Consider the following 2,703-nt stretch of genomic DNA (forward strand, 5'->3'; position numbering starts at 1 on the left):
ATCATTGCCAATGGGGTATTTAAGTTGCCCAAAAAAGTAATTGGCTCATCCAAGACGGCGGGCAGTGTTGTAGATGTCAAAAAGATAGCGAGTCCAATGAAAAATCCAATCGTGCCGGGATTTAACAGGATTTTCTGCCAGCTCAGTCGAACCTTGCCGCGATTGCCTGCGCGTGTCAGCAGCCAGACGCCAAAGGTCCAAATGACGATGTTGGTGGCAACGATATTGATAGAACCGATAAATACGCCGTCATCTCCGTACAGTGCCTGCAATAACGGCAATGCCATAAAACCATTGTTGGAAAAAATGACGCACATGCGTTTGTCAGCATAATCCGAGCTATCTTTGCGAAAGACCAGTGTGGCAATGCCGATACTGATGGCGAGCAGCAGCATGGAGAGCACAAAAGCGATAATGAGCTTGCTCAGCATGGCTCGGTCAAATTCTCGGCAAAAGGAATGAATGATAATGGCGGGAGCGGCAAAATTGATGAGTAGCGCGGACATTTGTCCGGAACCGGCATCTGTTACCAGTTTATATTTGTAACAGATTGCGCCCACGCCGATGAGTAGAAACATGACGATGATCTGCGTGTACAATGCGGAAATATCCATAGGTAGAGAAACCCTTTCTGTGAAACAATTGATTTTATGATACCACCCAGAGCATTCTCTGTCAAAGATTGATTGACAGAAAGCGACTGACAGCGATATACTAAGACTTGTTATATCCTTCCACACCGAATAGAAAAGGAAATGCATCTATGTTTGAAGAAATTTTGCAAAACGTGCGTCTGAAAAAGCCGCTGACGCACTGTATTACCAATTACATTACAACCAATGACTGCGCAAATGTTGTGCTGGCGTGCGGCGCCTCGCCAACGATGGCAGAAGCAGAACAGGAAGCGGCAGAAATTGCCGCGCAGGCGAATGGCTTAGACATCAATATTGGCAATTTGAACAGCCACACAGTTCTCGCCATGCATCGAGCCATTGCGGCAGCCAATCAAGCAAAGGTTCCGGTTGTCCTCGATCCGGTTGGCGCGGGCGCATCGTCTTATCGAATGCAGACACTGCGGGATTTCTTTGCGCAGTACCGGTTTTCTGTTGTGCGCGGCAATGTGTCTGAACTGCTTGCTGTCGGCGGCGCAGCGTCCAACACCAAGGGTGTTGATGCGGGAGCAGCAGATGCTGTGACCGAAGAAAATTTGGAAGAGCGCGTGGCGTTTTTCAAGCAGCTCAGTGCAAAGCTCGGCGCGGTTGTCTCAGTGAGCGGTGCGATTGACATCATTGCTTCGCCGGAGAAGGCGTATATCTGCCGAAATGGTCATCCGATGATGTCGTGTGTCACGGGCACTGGCTGTATGCTATCTGCGCTGACTGCGGCATACTGCGGCGGCAATCCGGACAAGATTCTCGAAGCTGCGGCTGCGGCAACGGTTGCTATGGGCGTTGCCGGAGATATTGCCTATCGGAAAACGACAGAGCAGGGATTGGGCACTGGTTCGTTCCGCGTCTATTTGATCGATGCAATCAGCTTGATGGATGCGGAGACATTGAATGGAGGAATGAAAGTTGAAATTCGATAATAGAAAACAGGCGGTAAAACAGGCAATGCTGTTGTATGCAGTGACAGATCGTGCTTGGGTTGGAGATCGCACCCTGTATGAGCAGATCGAGGAGAGCCTGAAGGGCGGCGCAACCATCGTACAGATTCGGGAAAAAGGTCTGAATCATGCTGATTTTGTCGCAGAGGCAAAGGAAATTGTCAAGCTGTGCCATAAATACGGCGTGATGTGTATCATCAATGATGATGTACAGGCGTGCTTGGAGAGCGGGGCAGATGGTGTGCATGTCGGTCAGGACGACATGGAAGCAGGCGATGTCCGCGCTATGTTGGGCGAGGACAAGATTATCGGTGTTTCAGCGCACAATATCGAAGAAGCACAGCTCGCACAGGCGCGCGGCGCAGATTATCTCGGTGTCGGTGCCGTTCATGCGACGGGAACTAAATCAGAAGCCAAGCCGCTGACTTGGCAGAATATCAAGGATATTTGCGACAGTGTGTCTATTCCGATCACGGCTATCGGCGGCGTCAAGCTGGACAATATGCTAGAGTTGCGCGGAACAGGGGTAGATGGTGTGGCGATTGTCTCTGGCATTTTTGCGGCACCGGATATTGAACAAGCGACAAAAGAGCTGCTTGCACAGGCGCGAAAGCTGGTGGAAGCATGACATTGACCGGCGCAATTTTTGACTTGGACGGCACACTGCTCGACTCCATGCCGTATTGGGCGTCGGTCGGCACGCGATATTTGGAAGAACAGCATGTTGCTGTGCCGGATATTGAGCAGCTGGCACTGCGCATTAAGACCATGACGCTGCCGGAAGCTGCGGATTATTTTCGCAGTGATTACGGCGTGCAGGAGTCGCAGGAGGCCATTTGTGCACGCATCAATCACATGATTGAGGACGATTATCGTTTGCGTGCACCGCTCAAAGCGGGCACAAGAGAGATGTTGGAGCAGATGAAGCAGCGCGGCGTGCGGATGTGTGTGGCAAGTGCCACGGATCACACGTTAGTCGAAGCGGCATTGCGTCGTGTCGGGGTGTTGGATTATTTCTCGTTTATTTTGACCTGCGGTGATTTACAGACGAGCAAAAATCTGCCATATATCTTTGATACCTGCACAGAGCGATTGGG

General features: G+C 50.8%; 4 protein-coding genes. 3 read left to right on the forward strand and 1 reads right to left on the reverse strand.

Annotated elements, in window-relative coordinates:
* On the reverse strand, positions 1-614 hold a 614-nt coding region (locus ACR0P9_RS10505), incomplete at its 3' end, for an AEC family transporter (protein WP_432619922.1).
* 149 nt (positions 615-763) lie between these two features.
* Here ACR0P9_RS10505 and thiM point away from each other — a divergent pair.
* The 3 genes from thiM to ACR0P9_RS10520 all read left to right on the forward strand — a co-directional run.
* Positions 764-1,588, forward strand: a complete 825-nt coding sequence (thiM, locus tag ACR0P9_RS10510; RefSeq protein WP_432619924.1) for a hydroxyethylthiazole kinase — start codon at positions 764-766, stop codon at positions 1,586-1,588.
* Positions 1,575-2,234, forward strand: a complete 660-nt coding sequence (gene thiE / locus ACR0P9_RS10515) for a thiamine phosphate synthase (RefSeq protein ID WP_432619926.1) — start codon at positions 1,575-1,577, stop codon at positions 2,232-2,234. Before thiM ends, thiE begins: the two co-directional genes overlap by 14 nt.
* Positions 2,231-2,703 (forward strand): HAD family hydrolase (locus ACR0P9_RS10520; protein WP_432619928.1); only part of this gene is annotated, 473 nt, incomplete at its 3' end. The genes thiE and ACR0P9_RS10520, both read left to right, overlap by 4 nt.

The sequence above is a fragment of the Butyricicoccus sp. genome, assembly GCF_050872565.1.
In the GTDB taxonomy this organism is placed as follows: Bacteria; Bacillota; Clostridia; order Oscillospirales; family Butyricicoccaceae; genus Butyricicoccus_A.